Annotated in this window: 22 protein-coding genes; 13 read left to right on the top strand and 9 right to left on the bottom strand. The window is 40.3% G+C overall.

The features are described from left to right. Positions 1-62 precede the first annotated feature (62 nt). From Q0993_RS06465 to aat, 5 genes are all read left to right on the top strand, one after another. Complete coding sequence (locus Q0993_RS06465) at positions 63-944, top strand: flavin reductase family protein (protein WP_299530937.1); 882 nt, start codon at positions 63-65, stop codon at positions 942-944. Next, positions 941-1,744, top strand: coding sequence for a hypothetical protein (locus Q0993_RS06460; protein WP_299530935.1), 804 nt, complete (start codon positions 941-943; stop codon positions 1,742-1,744). The genes Q0993_RS06465 and Q0993_RS06460 overlap by 4 nt, the downstream gene beginning before the upstream one ends. A gap of 37 nt (positions 1,745-1,781) precedes the next feature. Further along, positions 1,782-2,159 carry a DUF3127 domain-containing protein gene (locus Q0993_RS06455; protein WP_299530933.1) on the top strand — a complete coding sequence of 126 codons (378 nt, stop codon included), beginning with the start codon at positions 1,782-1,784 and terminating at the stop codon, positions 2,157-2,159. Between the two features lie 86 nt (positions 2,160-2,245). Continuing rightward, a complete protein-coding gene (locus tag Q0993_RS06450) occupies positions 2,246-3,625 on the top strand; it encodes a TIGR00366 family protein (RefSeq protein ID WP_299530931.1) in 1,380 nt (459 codons plus the stop codon). Positions 3,626-3,644: 19 nt separating this feature from the next. After that, on the top strand, positions 3,645-4,325 hold the full coding sequence (gene aat / locus Q0993_RS06445; RefSeq protein WP_299530928.1) for a leucyl/phenylalanyl-tRNA--protein transferase: 681 nt from the start codon (positions 3,645-3,647) through the stop codon (positions 4,323-4,325). Here aat and Q0993_RS06440 read toward each other — a convergent pair. From Q0993_RS06440 to Q0993_RS06415, 6 genes are read right to left on the bottom strand one after another with little or no spacing between them, the layout of a single operon-like run. Next, positions 4,296-4,982 (bottom strand): DUF2490 domain-containing protein, encoded by a 687-nt coding sequence (locus tag Q0993_RS06440; RefSeq protein ID WP_299530925.1) that lies wholly within the window; start codon positions 4,980-4,982, stop codon positions 4,296-4,298. The genes aat and Q0993_RS06440 overlap by 30 nt on opposite strands. Continuing rightward, positions 4,963-5,547: a hypothetical protein gene (locus Q0993_RS06435; RefSeq protein WP_299530923.1), complete on the bottom strand. Its 585-nt coding sequence runs from the start codon at positions 5,545-5,547 to the stop codon at positions 4,963-4,965. The genes Q0993_RS06440 and Q0993_RS06435 overlap by 20 nt, the downstream gene beginning before the upstream one ends. After that, positions 5,537-6,100 (bottom strand): DNA-3-methyladenine glycosylase I, encoded by a 564-nt coding sequence (locus Q0993_RS06430; protein ID WP_299530921.1) that lies wholly within the window; start codon positions 6,098-6,100, stop codon positions 5,537-5,539. Before Q0993_RS06430 ends, Q0993_RS06435 begins: the two co-directional genes overlap by 11 nt. A gap of 35 nt (positions 6,101-6,135) precedes the next feature. Then, positions 6,136-7,098 (bottom strand): sodium-dependent bicarbonate transport family permease, encoded by a 963-nt coding sequence (locus Q0993_RS06425; protein ID WP_299530919.1) that lies wholly within the window; start codon positions 7,096-7,098, stop codon positions 6,136-6,138. Between the two features lie 46 nt (positions 7,099-7,144). Then, the gene (locus Q0993_RS06420; RefSeq protein WP_299530917.1) at positions 7,145-7,507 is read right to left on the bottom strand and encodes a hypothetical protein; all 363 of its coding nucleotides are present in this window, start codon (positions 7,505-7,507) and stop codon (positions 7,145-7,147) included. Beyond that, positions 7,470-8,903: an NADP-dependent isocitrate dehydrogenase gene (locus tag Q0993_RS06415; protein WP_299530915.1), complete on the bottom strand. Its 1,434-nt coding sequence runs from the start codon at positions 8,901-8,903 to the stop codon at positions 7,470-7,472. Before Q0993_RS06415 ends, Q0993_RS06420 begins: the two co-directional genes overlap by 38 nt. 119 nt (positions 8,904-9,022) lie before the next feature. On the opposite strand from Q0993_RS06415, the gene Q0993_RS06410 reads away from it, so the two are divergent. Further along, positions 9,023-9,946 (top strand): LysR family transcriptional regulator, encoded by a 924-nt coding sequence (locus Q0993_RS06410; protein ID WP_299530914.1) that lies wholly within the window; start codon positions 9,023-9,025, stop codon positions 9,944-9,946. Between the two features lie 194 nt (positions 9,947-10,140). Here the strand turns inward: Q0993_RS06410 and Q0993_RS06405 are convergent, their stop codons facing one another. Continuing rightward, positions 10,141-10,530: a hypothetical protein gene (locus Q0993_RS06405; RefSeq protein WP_299530913.1), complete on the bottom strand. Its 390-nt coding sequence runs from the start codon at positions 10,528-10,530 to the stop codon at positions 10,141-10,143. 17 nt (positions 10,531-10,547) lie between these two features. Beyond that, positions 10,548-10,943, bottom strand: coding sequence for a hypothetical protein (locus Q0993_RS06400; RefSeq protein WP_299530911.1), 396 nt, complete (start codon positions 10,941-10,943; stop codon positions 10,548-10,550). Between the two features lie 156 nt (positions 10,944-11,099). On the opposite strand from Q0993_RS06400, the gene Q0993_RS06395 reads away from it, so the two are divergent. The 7 genes from Q0993_RS06395 (at position 11,100) to Q0993_RS06365 (ending at position 18,115) form a co-directional block, all read left to right on the top strand. Next, the gene (locus tag Q0993_RS06395; RefSeq protein WP_299530910.1) at positions 11,100-11,774 is read left to right on the top strand and encodes a TetR/AcrR family transcriptional regulator; all 675 of its coding nucleotides are present in this window, start codon (positions 11,100-11,102) and stop codon (positions 11,772-11,774) included. A 3-nt stretch (positions 11,775-11,777) separates the two neighbouring features. Continuing rightward, positions 11,778-13,445: a peptidase domain-containing ABC transporter gene (locus Q0993_RS06390; protein ID WP_299530909.1), complete on the top strand. Its 1,668-nt coding sequence runs from the start codon at positions 11,778-11,780 to the stop codon at positions 13,443-13,445. A 5-nt stretch (positions 13,446-13,450) separates the two neighbouring features. Further along, positions 13,451-14,806: an HlyD family secretion protein gene (locus Q0993_RS06385; RefSeq protein WP_299530908.1), complete on the top strand. Its 1,356-nt coding sequence runs from the start codon at positions 13,451-13,453 to the stop codon at positions 14,804-14,806. A 2-nt stretch (positions 14,807-14,808) separates the two neighbouring features. Next, positions 14,809-16,215: a TolC family protein gene (locus Q0993_RS06380; RefSeq protein WP_299530906.1), complete on the top strand. Its 1,407-nt coding sequence runs from the start codon at positions 14,809-14,811 to the stop codon at positions 16,213-16,215. Between the two features lie 368 nt (positions 16,216-16,583). Next, complete coding sequence (locus Q0993_RS06375; RefSeq protein ID WP_299530904.1) at positions 16,584-16,946, top strand: hypothetical protein; 363 nt, start codon at positions 16,584-16,586, stop codon at positions 16,944-16,946. A 57-nt stretch (positions 16,947-17,003) separates the two neighbouring features. Then, positions 17,004-17,300, top strand: coding sequence for a hypothetical protein (locus tag Q0993_RS06370; RefSeq protein ID WP_299530903.1), 297 nt, complete (start codon positions 17,004-17,006; stop codon positions 17,298-17,300). 191 nt (positions 17,301-17,491) lie between these two features. After that, positions 17,492-18,115, top strand: coding sequence for a thioredoxin family protein (locus Q0993_RS06365; protein WP_299530901.1), 624 nt, complete (start codon positions 17,492-17,494; stop codon positions 18,113-18,115). Here the strand turns inward: Q0993_RS06365 and Q0993_RS06360 are convergent. Beyond that, entirely contained in the window at positions 18,092-18,823 is a 732-nt protein-coding gene (locus Q0993_RS06360; protein ID WP_299530900.1) for a hypothetical protein, read from the bottom strand. The genes Q0993_RS06365 and Q0993_RS06360 overlap by 24 nt on opposite strands. Between the last annotated feature and the right edge of the window lie 65 nt (positions 18,824-18,888).

The raw sequence follows: 18,888 nt of genomic DNA, 5'->3' as shown, positions 1-18,888 counted from the left end.
GTGTGCAAAGACTTTATGCGTGTGTTTTAAGTGGGTCGTAAATTGGCTACATTTGTACAACAATGGCGGAAATAGTTTCCATACTTCCAGGAGAGGTTTCTACAAATCGATTACATGGTTATTTATTAGGGGCTGTAGGCCCTAGGCCTATTGCCTTTGCCAGTACAAAAGATAATGAAGGAAGACCAAATTTGTCGCCGTTCAGTTTTTTTAATGTATTTAGCGCCAATCCTCCAATCTTGATTTTTTCGCCGGCCCGCAGGGTCAGGGACAATACCACCAAGCATACCTTGGAAAATGTTTTAAAGGTAAAGGAGGTGGTCATCAACATTGTGAATTATAACACCGTGCACCAAATGTCCTTGGCAAGTACAGAATATGCCGAAGGGGAGAACGAGTTCGTCAAGGCCGGTCTTACGATGTTGGAATCCGATCTGGTAGGGCCTTATCGAGTGGCTGAATCACCGGTACAATTTGAGTGTAAGGTAAAGAAAGTAGAACCCTTGGGTAGGGATGGCGGTGCTGGAAATCTGATTTTCTCGGAAGTCGTAAAAATCCATATAGATTCCTCCGTTTTGGATGAAAATGAAAATATAGATCCGTATAAGATAGATCAGGTAGCGCGTATGGGAGGCAATTGGTACACTAGAGCGGTAACGGGACTTTTTGAGGTTCCAAAACCCCTATCAACCTTGGGTATGGGTGTGGACCAAATTCCGGAGAATATCCGGTTTAGTAAAATACTTACCGGAAATGATTTAGGGAAGTTGGGGAACGTGCAACAAATTCCATCTTTTGAGGAAGTGGTGGCTTTTAAGCAGGGCCATGTAGAGTTGCAATCCATTGTGGATAATCAAGATATTAACAAACTACATACAATGGCGCAGGGGTATTTGAACAAGAATGATGTGCTTTCCGCATGGAAAATCTTATTGGCCCTATGAAAAGAATCCAACTATTTGAATTTGAAGATTTTAGCTGGTTTCCGAATTGGCTTAGGAACTGTATGACCAATTTGATAGTGGTGTTGCAGAGGATGATGGGGACTTCGGAGGCCTTGGCCAGCTTGATTGCCCGTATAATTCATGACAAAAAAATATGGCGCATAGTAGATATGGGTTCAGGTTCGGGAGGAGCCATGCCCGAAGTATTAAAAATTTTACATACAAAAGAAGGTTTGGAACATGTAGAATTGATGATGACTGATTTATACCCCAACAAAGAGTTTATCCAAAGATTCAATAACACTCCTAAAACAGGAATCAGTTATTATGAACATTCGGTAGATGCCACTGACATTGCCACAGCTCCGGAAGGACTTAAAACTATGGTCAATAGTTTTCACCACATGCCACCCAAGGAGGCCAGAAAAATATTGGAGTCTGCCCAAGAAAACCACCAACCTTTATTGATTTATGAGTTGGGGGAAAATAATATTCCGCTATTAGTTTGGTGGGTATTTTTACCCATTGGTCTCATTATCCTTGTGGTTATGGTTCTTTTTATGACCCCCTTTGTAAAACCTCTCACTTGGAGGCAGCTTGTGTTTACATATATAATACCGATTATTCCAATATGTTATGCATGGGATGGACAGGCTTCGCTTCCAAGAATGTATACCTTAGCAGATTTGGATAAATTACTTGAGGGGTTAAAAAAAGAGAATTACATTTGGGAAAAAGGATATGCCAAAACTAAAAAAGGCAAAAAGAAGGGGACCTATCTTATGGGAATTCCAAAATAGGCTCTAGTAAAGTAACACTATAAAAACAATAGGAATTATGGAAATACAAGGAAAAATTAAAATGGTGGGTGAAACAAAGACCTTTGGCAATAACGGTTTTAGGAAAAGGGAAGTAGTGGTAACCACCGAAGAACAATATCCCCAACATATTTTGGTAGAGTTCATACAGGATAAGACCGATTTGTTGAACAGTTTTAATGTTGGGCAACCGGTAAGGATAAGTATTAATATTAGGGGAAGGGAGTGGACCAACCCCCAAGGCGAAGTAAAATATTTTAATTCCATACAGGGATGGCGTATAGAAAGTTTACAATCTGATGAAAATAACCCTGAAATGCCCCCTGTACCTCCTGTAGAGGCGTTTGAACCAGTGGACAATCTCAATGAGGAAGATCACGACGATTTGCCCTTTTAAAGATCAAATCTTATTTCTAGGACCGGCCAGGTTTTCAAAATTAGGCCGGTCTTTTATTTTCCCTTCATTTTACTTACTTTCAGCTAATGAGCTTTACTGGTATCATTGAACGTGTCTTTCGAAAATACCTCCCATCTCCTTTTACGATTGCCGTTTTGCTTACCCTTTTCACCATTTTAATGGCTTTATTGTTTACGGAAAGTACCTCTGATCAAAAACATTGGGTTACGATACTTAGGTATTGGGAAAGTGGTGTTTGGAATAACGGACTCTTGGTATTTGCCTATCAGATGATGTTGATTTTGGTCCTTGGGCATGTTTTGGTGTTAAGTAAACCTATGGAACAGCTTATTCTTCGATTAACAAGTTTTGTTACGAACCCATCCAATGCAGCTTTATGGGTAGCATTACCAACCATGTTGGTTTCTTTTTTCAATTGGGGTCTTGGGCTCATCTTTGGAGCAATTTTGGCCCGAAAAGTAGGAGAGCACGCCCAGCGGAACCGTATCCCTATAAATTATCCGTTGATTGGGGCATGTGGTTATGTTGGTCTAATGGTTTGGCATGGAGGAATCAGCGGCTCCGCACCGATAAAGGTATCCGAGGCTGGACATTTACGGAGTTTGATGGAGAATATATTGAATTCACGGGCTCTTTCAGAATTACCCGATACCCTCTCCACATCCCAAACTATTTTCAGTAGCTGGAACCTTATTGTTTTTATGATCGTAGTCGTTGCTATTTCCCTTATTGCCTTTAGGATGGGTAGGATCACGAAGCCTACAAATTTGGACTTGCCCGTATATCACTTCCCAATGGAACCGGATAGGAAACCAAAGGGAGCTGAGAGACTTGATTATGCCAAATGGCTGTCAATAGCCTTTGGAGTATTGATTCTGGTTGCCTTCACTGTTCAGTATACACCATTGCTCAAGACCCTGAACATAACACCGAATATGCTCAATTTTTTTATGCTGGGCCTTGCATTGATTTTGCACGGTAGTTTCCACAGTTTTCTGCATGCACTACAGTCGGCCATTGGGGATATAACGGGGATCCTTATTCAGTTTCCTTTGTATTTTGGTATCATGGGCATTATGGCCGGTAGTGGAATGATACACGGGATTTCGGACTTTTTCGTATCCATTTCCAATGGAACAACACTTCCTATCTTTACTTTTTTCAGTGCAGGTCTGGTCAATATTTTTGTTCCTAGTGGTGGAGGACAATGGGCTGTACAGGGGCCTTTGGTCCTTGAATCCGCATTGCATCTAAACGTACCTTTGCCTAAAGCGATCATGGCCTTGGCCTATGGCGATCAGATTACCAATATGCTGCAGCCCTTCTGGGCCTTGCCCTTACTGGGTATAACTAAGCTTAAGGCTAAGGAAATATTGCCCTATACCGTTATTTTTATGTTGGTAGGAAGCTGTATCTATGTTTTGGGACTACTCATTTTTGCGTAAATTTGAAATAAAATGAGTTATGCAAAAGGATAGGGAGCATAACCCCTTGTTCTTTCTGACGGAGCGACTGGAATTTCCTTCGGTTGAGCACGCCAATTCAGAGGGATTGCTGGCCGTAGGGGGTGATTTGTCCCCTGGACGGCTCTTACTGGCCTACCAAAGTGGAATCTTCCCGTGGTTTAATGAAGATTCCTTGATTTTATGGTGGAGCCCAGATCCAAGAATGGTACTTTTCCCGGAGAAGATAAGGATTTCCAAAAGCATGCGTAAGGTGTTGAACAGCGATAGGTTTCAATTGACCAAAAATACCTGCTTCGAAGATGTACTTCACCAATGTGCAACGGTAAGACGGGCAAATCAACAAGGTACCTGGATAACCAACGATATGAGAACCGCCTATACGGAACTTCATAAAAAAGGGTATGCCAAGTCTTATGAGGTTTGGGAAAAGGGTACCCTTGTAGGCGGATTATATGGTGTGGATCTAGGACACGTTTTTTGTGGTGAAAGCATGTTCAGTGTCGTGGATAACGCTTCCAAATTTGCGTTTATACATTTGGCACAGGAGCTCCATTCAAAAAATTACCATCTAATCGATTGTCAACTACATACGGATCATTTGGAAAGTTTAGGTGCCGAAGAAATGTCCCGCACGGATTTTATTAGGATTTTACAAGGAAAAAATCAGGGAAGAGAATAGAAAAAGCACATTTTCCGTGTTTTGCGTATAGTTTTCCAGTCGGTATTCCAAACCTGTCTGAAATTTGGTATGGGCACTCAACAACCAACCAATATTGGTAGTAATCCTTTGGTCCCATTCCGGTCCACTTCCTCGGGTTACACTAAGCAAGCTTTCGGTGGAAGCAACAAAGTAGGGTTCGCCGATATCCAACTTCTCACCTTGTAACGCAAAATCCAGGGCAAATCGGTATCTAAATCGGTATATGGTCCTAGCTGGTGTTATTCGTTGTTCCGTTCGTAATCGATCTCCAAATCTTACAGTACCACGCTGGTGGGTAATATTGTATTGCTGGGTAAACCGAAGTTCATTTTGCTCCTGGTCTTCAAAAACATTTCTAAATCTATATTGTATCCCAACAGCCAAACTTTGGCTATTACCAATGTCCAATTTGGAAAAATGGGCGATATCCAAATGACGGGAACGTAGCTGAAGATTGTCGTTGCGGTATGTATAATTGCGAACATCAAGTGAAAAGTTATGGGAATAATTGGTGGCGACTTTATAATTGATCGCTACTTCCGGCTTCCAATAACCGGTAAAATTCTGTGCAGCTATAGATTGAAAAAATAGCAATGCAAGGCCTCCACATATTGGTTTAATAGAGTACGTGGTCATAATTTGGTGGCAGCGACTTTCTTAGTTTCAGCAGATTTCCTTTTGCGTCAAAGAGAATTTCGAATTGTTCATATTCCTTTTCTTTTTTTGCATTTACGATCAATTCATAGTTTATGGAAGGAAGCAATAGATTTTGAAATGCATTCTTGATGGTAGTTTCAGGGGATTCCCCATCTAGTAAGGGATATTGCTGCTGTATTTTTCTGATTTTTGATTTTTTAAAACCTGTACTAAGGTATTCTTGGATGTTTGCCCAGCTCGAATTGGGAATGTCTATCTGTTGTATGGTAATTTCTATATCCTCAAGTTTTCCATTTTCATCAAACTCAATACTATAGTTGAGTTTGTCTTTTTTGAACTTGGCCTCAAAACTGATTTTGGCGCTATCTATTTCCTTGTAAAACCGCACCCTTTTCGCCCCTTGTATTTCTTCGGAGATATAGTTCAGGGCTTTTTCAGGGAATTGTTTTTTCAAGATACGGAACTCCCGTTCGTATTTGGCCTGCCCAAAACATGGTGAAAGACCCATAATAAAGACCAACAAGAAAAGGATGTTATACCTCATGATACCTAAAACATTGGGTTTCGTGATCATTTACCATGCCTGTTGCCTGCATATGGGCGTAGACCACGGTACTACCTACAAATTTAAAGCCCCTTTTCTTCAAATCTTTGCTAATGGCATCGGAAAGTGCTGTATTAGCTGGGGCCTCCCTATAACTTTTAAAGGTGTTTTTAATAGGCTTTCCATCTACAAAACCCCAAATGTAATCACTGAAAGTTCCAAATTCTCGCCGTACTTCCATAAAGGCTTGGGCATTGGTAATCGTGGCATGTATCTTTAGTTTGTTTCTTACGATACCGGAATCTTGTAGAAGGGCATTGATTTTATTTTGGTCATATGCAGCTATTTTCTTGTAATCGAAATTATCGAAGGCCTTTCTAAAGTTTTCGCGTTTCCTAAGGATGGTAATCCAGCTGAGACCGGCTTGAAAGGATTCCAATATCAGAAACTCGAATAAGGTGTCATCGTCCTTTACAGGAACGCCCCATTCGTAGTCGTGATAGGCTTCGTATAGGTCATCTCCCAGGCACCAGCCGCATCTGTGTTTTTCCATAGGGGTTCAACTTTCAACCAAAGATAGGTATTAGATCAAAACGTTTGGACAATGTAAAGGTAAAGGGGCATACCCAAGGTGATGTTAAAGGGGAAGGTAATGGCAAGTGCCATAGGTAGATAGAGACTAGGATTGGCTTGGGGTGCAGCTAAACGCATTGCCGCCGGTACCGCTATGTAAGAGGCACTTGCTGCCAAAATAGCGAATAAAAACCGATTGCCCACACTTTCGGTAAAAGTTGAACTGACTACAGCTACAATACATCCATTTATTAGGGGAATTATGATGGCAAAGAAAAAAGCAAACCATCCCTTTTTAAGAAAATCGTTTAGTTTTTTTCCACTACTTATGCCCATATCCAATAAGAATACCGCCAAGAATCCTTTAAAAATATCCGTGGTAAAAGGCTCTATGCCCCTGGCCTGCTGATCACTGGCCAAAAAACCAATAACCAAACTTCCCAAAATAAGAAGTACGCTACCATTGGTCAACGAATGATGTAGCACACCGTTAAGCTTCACCGCACTTTTTTTGTCCTTTTGAAAGTACGCCATTAGCAAGACCCCAATAATAATTGAAGGCGCCTCCATTAGGGCCATTACCGCCACCATATGCCCCCCGAACCCTATTTGTTCGATTTCCAAAAAGGAAACGGCCGTTACGAAAGTCACTGCGCTGACGGAACCATAGGCCGCTGCTATGGCTCCCGAATTGGCGACATTGAATTTTCGACGTAGGATGAAATAAGCATATATAGGGACGAAAAGGGCCAGAAATACCCCAAAAAGCAGGGACCACAATATTTCCATATCCAAATCACTATGCGAAAGCTCGAGTCCGCCTTTGAAGCCAATGGAGAACATGAGATAGAGCGAAATGAATTTTGAGGAATTAGGTGGAATTTCCAAATCGCTTTTGAGCTGTACGGCAATAATGCCTAAAAAGAAAAAAAGAAGTGCGGGATTGGTAAGATTATCTACCAATAGATGTAAATCCATTTAGGTGGTCGTTGATTATTAAGCGCAAAAATAAGGTTTACGGGAATTACTTGGTAAGGCTGATTTTTATGGGGCTGCTTATTTCCAATTTCATACCCTCCTTATGGGCTTTTACCACAAGATTCTTTACCATGTTTTTTGCTTCCTTTAATTCCTTGATGCGTTCTTCGGAATGCGAGATGTCTTCTTGATAGCCTTTTTGCAGGTTGAGTGCTTGGACGGTGTGAAACTTGATTTTATCATTAATCAATGATAAAAGCACATCGGCCGCCTCCACAGGTGAGAAAACACCTTGTACCAGTTTTATGGCACCCTCATCCTCGGGGGGAACACATTCTTCTTCCCGAGGATTGGGTTTGCCATATTTGCTACTATTGCCCTTGGCCCAACGAAAAAGCTTGCTTTCCATCAAATTGATAAAGGTTTTCAGTTTTGATGACATCGATATTATGCTTTACGGCATCGCCCATAAGCCTAACAATTTCATCCTTTTCCATTTGGTCGGACTCTGCGGAGAACCTGCATCTCCAGTGATCGGTACAAAAAGTCTCTTTAAACCCACGGGGCCACACTTTTATGCCCCTATTGGTAATCATGGTCAATTTTACTTTTTCATTATCTAACTTCTGCAATATTTGCCCAATTTCGTTGGCGTCGAAACCGGGCCAATGCACAAATAGGTCTACCCCTACCAAGACCTTATCCGCAAGAGGTTTACGCTCGTATTTGGGTAGATTTAAAGGCGACCCTTTTTCATAGCTTACCTTGGCCAATGTTTTGGGCGTCTTGCCCAGATTGGCGATTACCGCTTTTGCAAACTCTTTGGTGCCTACTTTTTTTGTACTTATTCCTTCTTTGTATATGTCATAGGTATGAATGCCTTCTTCCATGGTACATAGCCAAGCATTTTGAACCTTCTCGGCTATATCCGTTTGTCCCAAGTGGTTTAACATCATTATGGCTCCCTGTAATAACCCAGACGGATTGGCTAGGTTTTGACCTGCCCTACGTGGTGCCGAACCGTGGATGGCTTCGAACATGGCGCACTCCTCGCCTATATTGGCAGAACCTGCCAAACCTACGGAACCTGTTATTTGGGCCGCAACGTCGGAGAGGACATCCCCGTAAAGATTCGGCATTACGATTACATCGAACAACTCCGGTGTATCCGCCATTTTAGCGGCACCTATATCTACGATCCAATGTTCGTTCTCTATTTCCGGATATTCAGCGGCGATTTCATCGAAAACTTTATGAAACAGACCATCCGTTTGTTTCATAATATTGTCCTTGGTAAAACAAGTGACCTTTTTTCGATGGTACTTTTTTGCAAATTCAAAGGCATAGCGTACTATTTTTTCACATCCTGGGCGGCTTATCAGTTTAAGGCATTGAACTACCTCATCCGTTTGTTGATGCTCTATACCGGCATAAAGGTCCTCTTCATTCTCTCGAATAATAACTACATCCATATCGGGATGTTTGGTGCTGATAAACGGATGTAAGCTCTTACAGGGGCGCACATTGGCATATAGTCCCAAGGATTTTCTAGTGGTTACATTGAGGCTTTTATATCCTCCGCCCTGGGGAGTAGTTATTGGTGCCTTTAGAAAAACCTTGTTTTTACGAATACTTTCCCAAGATTCTGGGGCAATTCCAGCGGTATTTCCAGCAAGATATACCTGTTCCCCGATTTCTATTTCATCTATCTCCAGCTGTGCGCCCGCGTTTATGAGTATATCCAAGGTTGCGTCCATAATTTCCGGTCCAATACCATCACCTTTTGCTACTGTAATTTTGTCCATACGTTTTTTAAGGATTTCGAGATTTTTAAATATTTAAATTGTATTTATTGGCAGCAAAAATAACACCATTATTGATAAATTAATATTTATATTTATTATGAATTATATTAATTTTTATTATGAACTATACGCTGCATCAACTTAAAATATTTCTTAAAATATCTGAAACACAAAGTATTACCAAGGCTTCCGAGGAACTGCACCTTACGCAACCCGCGGTTTCCATTCAGCTTAAGAATTTTCAAGACCAGTTTTCACTTCCCCTTACCGAAGTAGTTGGACGTAAATTGTTTATCACGGATTTCGGTAAGGAAATAGCCGAAGCGGCAGAGAAAATTCTGAACGAAGTATATGCCATAAACTATAAAACCTTATTTTACGAAGGACAACTAGCCGGTCGTATGAAAATTTCAGTAGTGTCTACCGGAAAATATGTTATCCCCTACTTTCTTTCGGAATTCATGAAAAAACATCCGGGAATCGATTTGATAATGGATGTAACCAACAAAACCAAAGTGGTTGAAAGCCTGGAGCAAAACGAGGTAGATTTTGCCTTGGTATCCGTTCTCCCCAAAAAATTAAAAATAGATCGTGTGGAACTTATGGAGAACAAGCTGTTTTTTGTTAGCTCATCTGGAATGATCTCACAAAATCATGGGCAAGGAAAAAAACTTTTTGAGGAAATCCCCTTGATTTTTAGGGAACCGGGTTCGGCCACTAGGGGCGCTATGGAAAATTTTATTACCCAGAATCGATTTTCTATACGTAAGAAGATGGAACTTACATCCAATGAGGCGGTAAAGCAGGCCGTACTTGCCGGTTTGGGAAGTTCCATAATGCCCTTGATTGGAATTAAGAACGAGCTGAGCAATGGAGACCTTCAGATTATTCCCGTGAAAGGGCTTCCCATAATAACAACATGGAATTTGGTTTGGTTAAGTTCTAAAAAACTATCTCCGGTGGCAAAGGCTTTTTTGGAACATATTGAAGAGACCAAAACAAAAATAATTGAGAAAAAATTTAATTGGTTTGGAGAATATTAGCATTTCCTTTTTCTGACATATTGAATATACCAAGACATTCCGTCTGGCATAAAGCGGTATAAGGATAATAAAGAAAATATTTCCATGATTTTGGAAACCTTTGTAAATAGAAGCACCGGCCTTGGGACCAAAACCGTCTAGCGAATACGATTGTGAGTGGGCCGGTGCTCTGAGAGAACAAAATTAAGTGCTATCTATCTTCTGGCAATTTCATCCTTTTCGGAAGAATCGTCAATTTTTAGTTCGCCTTTGGTCAATGCATTTTCCAAATCAGCTTTTACGGACGGGAAATGTTTGAAAAATTTTCGACCATTTTTGCGTTTTAAGGTAACTACGGTATTTCCGTTACTTTTTATCTTGATGTTGGTAACCAATACCTCGTTTCCATGAACACTTTTCATATCAGCTATGGCACCTCTTTTAATTATAACATTTTTTCGAGGAAAATGAATGTGTTCAAAATTTCCATTTTCTGGAACGTTAATGCTCATAACATCGCCAATTTCGACCAAATCGCTAGTGTCCTGTGCCATGGCCGTAAAACCTGCGAGCATAAATACTAGGGAAAATACTACTGCTTTCATATTATATTGAATTTAGGTTATTGCGTATTATAGGTCTTGAGGTCTATATTGTCCGAATTGGTTTCTACTGCAATAGGAATTAATTTTGCGGTGATAGTCTGGAATAGATTATAAAAATCCCTACCATCTTCACGTCTTAGCGTAAGTTGTTTGGATCCATCACTGTTTATATCCATACGCTCAACAATTAGTTTACTCCCAAATATGTTAAAATAGTTGTTCATTCCGTCCCAATCGTTCAAACCGCCCATTATGGCCATCACCTCTTCTGCGGGAAGTTGTATTTCATGTATGGTAGAGGCATAGGAGGTCTCAATTTTTTGGTAGTCGTCCAAGATCAACAAACCTGTTTGTTGTGCATTCCCTATAAAACAGGGGGCAACAATTCCTACAAATATTACAAATAGTTTCACTTTATTATGATATTATCAGTTTCATACCATCCTTTTTACAAATATAGCAATACTTCCAAATATGGAAGTGTCACTTTCGTTAAATAGTTGTTAAACTATTATATAACGATAGTATTACTATTATATTTGTGCGATAACTATAAAACAAGACTAAACATGGAGCATCTATTGCAATCATTAAAAATCGGGATTAATGAAAAAATATTCATCAAGGATCCGGAATCTTCAGTTCTTGGAAAAAGAATAGTGGAAGAGGGTATTTTAATGATACATGAGATGGGATTCGAAAGTTTTACATTTAGAAAATTAGGTGCTAGGATTGGATCCAATGAAAGCTCCATTTACAGGTATTTTGAAAATAAACATAAACTTCTGTTATACCTAACTTCATGGTATTGGGGGTGGTTGGAGTATCAATTGGTGTTTTTTACCAATAGTATTCCCAATACAAAAGACAAGCTTACCAAGGCCATTGAGATAATGACCCGTGAAACAAAGGAAGATTCGGCCTTTTCACATATCAACGAAGTTATCTTGAACAAGATTGTGATCAATGAATATTCAAAATCCTATTTGACAAAAGAGGTTGATGAGGAAAACAAGGAAGGGTATTTTGTGATTTATAAGAGGCTGATAAACCGTATAAGTGATATGATAAAGGCCCTGGATTCCACGTATCCTTACCCATCCAGTCTTTCAAGTACCATCATCGAAGGATCTTTGCACCAATATTTCCTAAAGGAACACTTTTCATCCTTAACGGATTGCAATGAAGACATAACCCCCACCCAATATTTCATTGATTTGGTGTTTAAATCCCTAAAAGCTTAATACATGGCGAAAAAGATTTTAACGGCTTGGCAGCGCTTGGTAGGGCTGCTTAAATTGGATAGAAAGGATGTACTTCAAATTTTTTATTATGCCATCTTTGCCGGACTTGTGACCCTTTCCTTGCCTTTGGGTATTCAAGCCATTATAAACCTCATTCAAGGAGCCCAAGTGAGTACTTCTTGGATAATACTGGTGGTACTGGTTACTCTGGGGGTTGCCTTTGCAGGGATATTGCAGTTGATGCAAATAAGGATTATCGAAAATATCCAACAAAAAATATTCACGCGTGCCTCCTTTGAATTTACCTATAGATTCCCCAAAATAAGAATGAGCGAATTACGGAATTTTTACCCACCTGAATTGGCCAATCGCTTTTTTGATACCCTGAATATTCAAAAAGGACTGTCCAAGCTCTTGGTAGATTTTCCAACGGCTTTGCTCCAGATTATTTTCGGACTACTACTGCTTTCCTTTTACCATCCTTTCTTTATTATCTACGGGATATTACTGATAGTGTTGATTTACATAGTATTTAAATTTACGATTCAAAGGGGATTGGAAACTAGTTTGGATGAATCCAAGAACAAATACAAGGTTGCGCATTGGATACAAGAGGTGGCCCGTTCCGTTGTTAGCTTTAAGCTTTCCGGTAGGACCAACCACGCCCTTAGGAAAAGCGATAGCCTTGTAGATGGGTATCTGGAAGCTAGGGAAAGCCACTTTAGGATATTGGTACTACAGTTCATACAGATGATAGGGTTTAAGGTATTGGTTACCGCGGGACTACTTTTAATAGGTGGTTTGTTAGTGCTCAACCAGGAAATGAACATTGGTCAGTTTGTGGCAGCGGAAATTATTATCCTATTGGTCATTGCCTCCGTGGAGAAGCTTATTTTGGGATTGGAATCATTTTATGACGTACTTACCTCTTTGGAAAAACTAGGTCAAGTGGTGGATAAGGAGTTGGAGCCCCAACAAGGAGAAAAACCATTTAAGGAGCATGAAGGGTTTACCGTGGAATTGGACAAAGTGACTTTTAGGGCACCAGGAACCAATAAAAAGATAATAGACGATGTTTCCCTTACCATAACCCCAAGTTGTACCATTTTGTTACAGGGACCCAATGGTTCCGGTAAGGCCACATTGCTTAGACTCATAGCAGGTATAATTGAACCCGACGAGGGCGATATCTTCATTAACAATGTGTCGTTGAGGGGACTCAATCTTAATTATTACCGTGCACATTTGGGTCAATCGCTCACAGAGGAGTCGCCTTTTGAGGGCACTATCTTGGAGAACATAACCTTTGGTGATGATGACGTACCCATGGATGATATCTATTGGGCCTTGGAAAAGACCGGGCTTACCGAGTTTGTAAAGGAACAGCCCCACGGTCTAAAGACCATTATTTATCCGGAGGGAAAACAGATTTCCTACACTATTTCCAAAAAAATAGTGTTGGCACGTAGTATAGTAAGAAAACCTGAATTAATAATTCTTAAGGATCCTTTGGACCAATTTGATGAAAAAGAGGCTGTCCGTATTATGGATTTCCTTACCCATAAAGATAGTCCATGGGCTTTGATGGTAGTAAGTCAAAACCCTAAATGGATAGATCGATGTGGCCGAATCCTCACTTTGGAAAAAGGCAAATTAACTAGCGAAAAATAGATTCTATGTTGAATATCTCAAGAAATAGAGTAAACAAGAACGTGGATTTGAGGGGATACAAATCCACGGAAAAAGTTTTCCATAAGCGGCACTACAAGCACTTCAATAGGTTCTTGGCAGGATTTGCCGTAGCTTTCATAATCATTTTGTTCTTACCCTGGACACAGAATGTTACCGGTGAAGGTTATCTCACCACCTTGACCCCAGATCAGAGACCTCAGACCATACAATCGCCAATTCCAGGAAGGATTGAAAGATGGTATGTCAAGGAAGGTGATTTCGTTCAGAAGGGGGATACCATATTGCATATTTCGGAAATCAAGAACGAATATTTCGACCCAATGCTGGTCGAAAGGACAGGACAGCAGATTAAGGCCAAATCCATGTCCGTACGTTCCTATCAAGAGAAGGTAAAGGCTTTGGACAACCAAATCAATGCGCTAGAAAAGGAATTAAAGCTGAAATTGGAGCAGGCGAGGAATAAACTGTTACAGGCAAGGTTGAAAGTACAGAGCGATAGTATTGATCTTGAAGCGGCAAAGACCAATATTATAATAGCAAACAGACAATTTGACCGTACCTCGCAATTGGAGAGTGAAGGATTAAAGGCCGTTACCGATGTGGAGGAAAAACGTTTGAAACAACAAGAAACCCAGGCTAAACTCATTTCCCAAGAAAACAAGTTATTGGCCAGTAAGAATGAAGTAATCAATTCAGAAGTTGAGATTACCCGGGTAAAGGCGGAATATGCCGATAAAATTGCGAAAGCACAAAGTGATAAGTTCACCGCTCAATCAAATCAGTTTGATTCCGAGGCGCAGGTAACCAAGCTGGAGAATGAGTTTACCAATTATGAAATACGCAACGATCTGTATTACATCCGGGCACCACAGACCGGTTTTATAAACAAGGCCATACAATCCGGAATCGGGGAGACTTTTAAGGAAGGAGATCAATTGGTAGGCATTATGCCCGCTCAATATGAAATGGCCGTGGAAACTTTTGTCAGACCCATAGACCTACCGTTGATGCATTTAGGTGAAAAGGTACGGATACAGTTTGATGGTTGGCCCGTAATAATCTTTAGTGGATGGCCCAATCTCTCCTATGGAACGTATGGGGGCGTTGTGGTAGCCATTGAAACATTTATCAGCGATAACGGTAAATATCGCATCCTTTTGGCACCGGATGTAGAAGACCATCCATGGCCAAAAGATTTGAGGGTAGGTTCAGGAGCCAACACCATAGCGCTTTTGGAAGATGTCCCCATATGGTTCGAGTTGTGGCGACAACTCAACGGATTCCCCCCCAATTACTATCAGCCTGAAAGTGACAAGATGGCTAATGCCGATAAAAAATAGATATGAAAAGGCATATTATTTTTCTTATCGTCATTTGTATGACATCAGCTCTACATGGCCAGGATGTAGATACCCTGGTGCTCAATTTTAAGGAGTATTTAGGGTACGTCAAAAAATATCATCCCGTAGCCAAGCAGGCAGAATTGAATATCGGCATTGGACAGGCCAACCTAATGAGGGCCCGTGGTGGTTTTGATCCAAAAATTGAGGTGGACTATGATCGAAAAGAGTTCAAAGGGATTGAGTATTATGATGAACTTAATGCCACTTTCAAGATCCCTACATGGTACGGGATAGAACTGAAAGGGAATTTTGAGCAGAACGAAGGGGAGTTTCTGGATCCTTCCCTCTCAGTACCCACCGATGGACTCTATAGTGCCGGAGTATCCGTTTCCCTGGGAAGGGGCTCTTGGATAAATGAGCGCATGGCCACGTTAAAACAAGCCAAGTTCTTTAGGGAACAGACTAAAGCGGATCGAGATCTCTTGGTAAACCAGATTTTATTTGAGGCTTCCCTGGCTTATTTTGATTGGTTGCAGGCATACAAGGATGCGGAGATATTTAGAAATTTTTTGACCAATGCCCAAATACGCTTTGAGGGTATTCGAAAAAGCGCATTAGCCGGTGACATTGCATCAATAGATACCGTAGAGGCAAGGATTGCAGTGCAAAATAGGGCCTTGAGTTTGGAACAGGCCAAAGTAAGAATGATAAAGGCCGCCTTAGATCTTTCCAACTTTTTATGGCTAAACGATAATATTCCCGTTGAGATTCAACCCAATGTAATCCCGGATATCTATGTTGAACAGGATATTGATACTACTCTTGAAATTCTGGGTAGACCCTTGGATAGCTTTACCTTGGAGAATCATCCGAAATTAAGGTCTTTGGATTTTAAGATTGACGGTTTGAGAGTAGATAAAAGATTGAAAACCAACAAACTGTTACCTCAAATTGATTTGGAATATAACTTTTTGACCGAAACTCCAGAGCTTATAAACTCCTTTGAACCAGAGGAGTATAAAGGGGGAGTGACCTTTAGGTTTCCGTTATTTTTAAGGAAGGAACGCGGAGATTTAAAGTTAGCCAAATTTAAGCTGCAAGACGCCCAATTTGAACGAGACAATGCCGAGGTGCAGATTCAGAACAAAATATTAGGGATTTATCGGGAATTGGAATCTTTTGATTCCCAGAACGTATTGATAGATGACATCGTAGCTGATTATCAGACCCTGTTGACCGCGGAGGAACGCAAGTTTAGTTTTGGGGAAAGCTCCTTATTTCTTATTAACTCGCGCGAAAGCAGCCTAATCGATGCCGAACTCAAGCAGAACGAAGTACAAAACAAGTACTTTACGGCCAAGGCCAAACTTTTCAACAGCCTTGCCTTGAATCCGGAAAACCTTTGATTGCAAATAAAATGAAAAGGATCTTTTTAAATTTTGATGGGAAAAAATCGATTCATTCGTAAATCTTGAAGCGCGTGTTTATTTGTCCCGCCAATTGAATAGGCGGGAGGAATTGGAAAAGTTCCTTTTTCAAGGAACTCCTTAATCTTGAAATGTCTGCAATGCTATACCCAAGTGAAATACGCCTTTCCATTGCTTAGTGTCACCCGCCCGGTATATGGGAAAAAATATTTAATATTAATAGTATTACTCTCATATTATGAAAGTTTAACTTGTGTTTAACTAAGTATTACTTTTAAAATGAGCAATCCGTAATTATCTTTGCCTTATCAAATAATGTAATCAAAGTATTTGGTAAGGTTAAAGGAATGAAAAAAGAAGTAATACTACCCTTTCCCAAGTTCGACGAAAGGAACGAACGCAATCCAAAAGCCAACATGGAAGAAATTCCAGTCAGACCTGGAATGTTGTTTAGGATCGGTAGACCTTCCAACCTCTATTACGAATTTGTTTATGCTTCATTACACTTTGATAGGCACAAATTATCGGATCTGAAAAAGCTGCTACAATTCCAGGGAATTGAAGTACAGGTGGTGAGTATTTTAAAAATGAAAGATGGTAGCACTATTGCGTCATTGTCCAGAACCGACGGAAAGACCTTTTCAGAAACGGTCACAAAACTCTTCGCCGATATTTCAAAAAGCATAAGGGCCAAGGAACTTCTTGGATAGACCGTCTATAGCATATCAGAAAATAACTTAATAACTCTATATTTAATACAATTGACCATGATCAGGAATAAGTATAAAAAGATTTCATTGACCCTAACTGCTTGTTTACTTTGGGCAGGAGGAATACATGGGCAAATGGCTGAAGCCCTAGTTGCAGCCGGAGATTTGGACCTAAATACGGTTATCTATATTGAAGATGAGGAAATCATTGATGTGGATTTTGATACGTATTTCCATTTGCCTGAGAATTTTAACCCATATAAAGGAATGATTTTGGAATTAAAGGACATTATTTATTTGGAGAATGATGACGAGACTATTTTAGATTCGAGGCCAAGTAGTATTCTACCTTAGGACTATGAAAGAGAAAGTTATACGCAAAAAGGTCCCTTGAACTTTCAGGGGACCTTTAGCTTTGGCAATGCTCTGAAAAAGCAAGGAATTAAGGGATCGTAAGTATTGTTTGTTTTTGACTACCAATGTAACCTAGGTCACCATTTGAAAATAAAGTAACAGTTAATTTTGTTGACTCAGACAATGCAGTTATGGAAACAATAATGTACAAAACCGTTCAAGAATTAATTAAGGAAAGTTTACCCCGGACCTTATCGTATGGGGAATACCGGGCTAAAGTGGGCGAATTGGTGGCCGAAGGAAAATCTACGGGTCCAAAACAGACCGAAGCCTTGACCAATTATACCCTACTCAATGACAAACGCATGAAGCGTTTTGATAAGACCGTAAAGGTAGATACGAAAAGTATGGCTTTTATCTCTGCGATTACAAGGAAGATTACTTTTCTTGTACTTACCGAAAGTTGGTGTGGTGATGCCGCTCCTACCTTGCCCGTAATGAACAAAATAGCAGATTCGAATCCCAATATTTCGCTAAAGATTCTTTTACGGGATGAGAATCTTGAGCTAATGAGCCATTTTTTGACTGAGGGAACCTTGTCTATCCCTAAACTCATTATTATAGATGAAGTGACAGGGGAGGTATTGGGAGATTGGGGACCAAGGCCAAGTACCGCAACTGAAATGGTAAAGGAATTCAAGGAGTCGTTTGGGACACTTACCCCGGAGTTTAAACAGGATCTTCAGGTATGGTACAATAAGGACAAAGGAGTCACTACTTTAAAGGATATCTTAGCGCGTCTTCCCTTGAAATAAATAAGTAATCGTACCTTTTTGTGTTGTTTTCGAAGAGGAATTGAACTTTGCCTTCAACGCATAGGAGATTGCGTTATCTACCAAACACCCATTGGAGGTACTGGAACTTTTTCCGTTAAAATGAGCTTCAACGACATTGCCTAGTCCATCTACTTTTATGTTAATGACCACTTTTCCTCCTTCAATACAAGTATAGATAGGTGGTGGAAGCTTATAATTATTACGGCCCACAAGAGAAAAGGAAACAGAAGTCCTTCGTTTGGCCAGATTGTTGGTAAACTCCTTTTTTTGAGCTTCTTTCTCTCCTAAAAGTTGTTTTTGTTCCTCTCTTTTTTTGGCCAGTTCCTTTACCCGTTCTGTATAGTCGGAATCCGCCATTAAATCTGAAGGATTCTCACTGTCAGTAGCAGCTTTCTGCTCCTCCATAAGCTCTTCCAGGGTTTTTAGAGGCTCCGGATTGCCAAAACTGGGTTTTTCATTTTCATTGAAGGCCATATGGCTTTTAATGGGGTCGGCTTCCTGCAACTTCTCCAATTTTTTCTCTTCTTCCTCGATCAGCTCTTCCAAAATTTTTTGGTCCAATATCATCTCTACCACATATTCCTCTGCCTGTCGTTGGCCCAAATGGATATTGTAGAGCCCCAACACCATGATACCCATGGCGAAAAATGTAATTAAAAAAGATAACTGCTGACGGTTTAGGTCCATAATGCTATAACCGATATTTTATCGAAATATTTTAAACTTTCGTTAAATGGAAAAGCCGGAGTACG

Source organism: Ulvibacterium sp., from assembly GCF_028285715.1.
In the GTDB taxonomy this organism is placed as follows: Bacteria; Bacteroidota; Bacteroidia; order Flavobacteriales; family Flavobacteriaceae; genus Ulvibacterium.
The sequence above is the reverse complement of the archived record's forward strand: the minus strand, read 5'-3'. Positions and strand labels throughout refer to the sequence as shown.

Coding starts and splice junctions, on each gene's coding strand:
- Q0993_RS06365 (WP_299530901.1), top strand. CDS start 17,492: ATGGAAACAATAATGTACAAAACCGTTCAAGAATTAATTAAGGAAAGT.
- Q0993_RS06440 (WP_299530925.1), bottom strand. CDS start 4,982: ATGACCACGTACTCTATTAAACCAATATGTGGAGGCCTTGCATTGCTA.
- Q0993_RS06465 (WP_299530937.1), top strand. CDS start 63: ATGGCGGAAATAGTTTCCATACTTCCAGGAGAGGTTTCTACAAATCGA.
- Q0993_RS06455 (WP_299530933.1), top strand. CDS start 1,782: ATGGAAATACAAGGAAAAATTAAAATGGTGGGTGAAACAAAGACCTTT.
- Q0993_RS06395 (WP_299530910.1), top strand. CDS start 11,100: ATGGAGCATCTATTGCAATCATTAAAAATCGGGATTAATGAAAAAATA.
- Q0993_RS06450 (WP_299530931.1), top strand. CDS start 2,246: ATGAGCTTTACTGGTATCATTGAACGTGTCTTTCGAAAATACCTCCCA.
- Q0993_RS06360 (WP_299530900.1), bottom strand. CDS start 18,823: ATGGACCTAAACCGTCAGCAGTTATCTTTTTTAATTACATTTTTCGCC.
- Q0993_RS06405 (WP_299530913.1), bottom strand. CDS start 10,530: ATGAAAGCAGTAGTATTTTCCCTAGTATTTATGCTCGCAGGTTTTACG.
- Q0993_RS06460 (WP_299530935.1), top strand. CDS start 941: ATGAAAAGAATCCAACTATTTGAATTTGAAGATTTTAGCTGGTTTCCG.
- Q0993_RS06435 (WP_299530923.1), bottom strand. CDS start 5,547: ATGAGGTATAACATCCTTTTCTTGTTGGTCTTTATTATGGGTCTTTCA.
- Q0993_RS06415 (WP_299530915.1), bottom strand. CDS start 8,903: ATGGACAAAATTACAGTAGCAAAAGGTGATGGTATTGGACCGGAAATT.
- Q0993_RS06410 (WP_299530914.1), top strand. CDS start 9,023: ATGAACTATACGCTGCATCAACTTAAAATATTTCTTAAAATATCTGAA.
- Q0993_RS06425 (WP_299530919.1), bottom strand. CDS start 7,098: ATGGATTTACATCTATTGGTAGATAATCTTACCAATCCCGCACTTCTT.
- Q0993_RS06375 (WP_299530904.1), top strand. CDS start 16,584: ATGAAAAAAGAAGTAATACTACCCTTTCCCAAGTTCGACGAAAGGAAC.
- Q0993_RS06420 (WP_299530917.1), bottom strand. CDS start 7,507: ATGGAAAGCAAGCTTTTTCGTTGGGCCAAGGGCAATAGTAGCAAATAT.
- Q0993_RS06385 (WP_299530908.1), top strand. CDS start 13,451: ATGTTGAATATCTCAAGAAATAGAGTAAACAAGAACGTGGATTTGAGG.
- aat (WP_299530928.1), top strand. CDS start 3,645: ATGCAAAAGGATAGGGAGCATAACCCCTTGTTCTTTCTGACGGAGCGA.
- Q0993_RS06430 (WP_299530921.1), bottom strand. CDS start 6,100: ATGGAAAAACACAGATGCGGCTGGTGCCTGGGAGATGACCTATACGAA.
- Q0993_RS06370 (WP_299530903.1), top strand. CDS start 17,004: ATGATCAGGAATAAGTATAAAAAGATTTCATTGACCCTAACTGCTTGT.
- Q0993_RS06390 (WP_299530909.1), top strand. CDS start 11,778: ATGGCGAAAAAGATTTTAACGGCTTGGCAGCGCTTGGTAGGGCTGCTT.
- Q0993_RS06380 (WP_299530906.1), top strand. CDS start 14,809: ATGAAAAGGCATATTATTTTTCTTATCGTCATTTGTATGACATCAGCT.